This window comes from Rhizobium sp. P1_E1 (genome assembly GCF_056406015.1).
In genome coordinates this window covers 1-1,194 of sequence record NZ_JBFUAY010000515.1, presented here as the reverse complement: position 1 = coordinate 1,194, position 1,194 = coordinate 1, and the positions used below count along the sequence as shown (strand labels likewise).

Sequence of the window (1,194 nt, the reverse complement as noted above, 5' to 3'; positions counted from 1 at the left end):
TTCTCGAACATGGTGGGTTCGAACTGGATGGTGGCGGCGGTGTAGTTTTGTGTGGATGTCATTGTCGTTCCCATTGTCTTTGTGGAGGATAGCCGGCTGTTTCAGACAGCCATATGCCGGTGAACAAGCGCGTCGGAGAGAGCATCGATGGCGCCGACCGCGACCACGCGCCCCTTCTCAAGCATCGCGAACCGGTGAGACGCGTGCCGCGCAAATGCGACGTTTTGCTCGACGAGGATGATCGTCATGCCGATTTCGCGATTGAGCCGGATGATGATCTTTTCAATCTCCTCGACGATGGAGGGCTGGATGCCTTCGTTAGGTTCATCGAGAAGCAGCACTTTCGGATCTGCGGCCAGCGCGCGGGCGATGGCGAGCTGCTGCTGCTGGCCGCCCGAAAGCACGCCACCCGGCCGATCGAGATTGGCCATCAGGTATGGAAAAAGCTCTGGCACCAGCGCTGGAATCTCGCGTTTGCCATCGGTGCGGGCAAAGGCGCCCATCAGGATGTTCTCGCGGATGGTAAAATCGGGAATGATCTCTCTGCCCTGGGGGACGTAGGCGATGCCGGCCCTTGCCCTTTCATGTGTCGGGGATGCGGCCATGTCCTTTCCCTGCAGAAGCATCTCGCCCGTCATGCGGTCGGTCAATGCCATCAAGGTTTTCAACAGCGTTGTCTTGCCGGTGCCGTTGCGGCCGAGGATGCTCGTCACCTTGCCGGCCGGAACATCGAGGGTGACGCCGTGCAGGACATGGCTGCGGCCGTAATAGCTGTGCACGTCTTTCAACGACAGCATCAGGATATTCCTTTCGAACCGAGATAGGCTTCACGGACTTTCGGATTGCGTTCGATATCTTCGACGCTTCCCTCCGCCAGAACCTCTCCGAGATGGAGAACGGTGATGCGTTCGGCGATCTCGCGGACGAATCCCATGTCGTGTTCGACGACGAGGATCGTATGGCGGCCTTTGAGATTGTTGATGATCTCGGCGGTCTTGCGGGTTTCGGCCTGGGTCATCCCGGCTGTCGGCTCGTCAAGCAGAACCACCTTGGGATCCTGGACGATGAGCATGCCGAGCTCCAGCCACTGCGTCTGGCCATGGCTGAGATAGGCGGCCATCACATCGTGTTCGGCATCGAGGCCGATGAGGGCAATGACGTCGTCGACGCGGTTCGCCTCTGCACGCGAAAAGC

Annotated in this window: 2 protein-coding genes; both read right to left on the bottom strand. The window is 59.3% G+C overall.

Features of this window, described 5'->3' with window-relative positions:
* Nucleotides 1-101: 101 nt before the first annotated feature.
* On the bottom strand, nucleotides 102-797 hold the full coding sequence (gene urtE, locus AC1D1Z_RS37600; protein WP_018245271.1) for an urea ABC transporter ATP-binding subunit UrtE: 696 nt from the start codon (nucleotides 795-797) through the stop codon (nucleotides 102-104).
* Nucleotides 797-1,194: ABC transporter ATP-binding protein C-terminal domain-containing protein (locus AC1D1Z_RS37595; RefSeq protein WP_477853917.1), on the bottom strand; the 398-nt coding region annotated here is incomplete at its 5' end. The genes AC1D1Z_RS37595 and urtE, both read right to left, overlap by 1 nt.

Coding starts and splice junctions, on each gene's coding strand:
- urtE (WP_018245271.1), bottom strand. CDS start 797: ATGCTGTCGTTGAAAGACGTGCACAGCTATTACGGCCGCAGCCATGTC.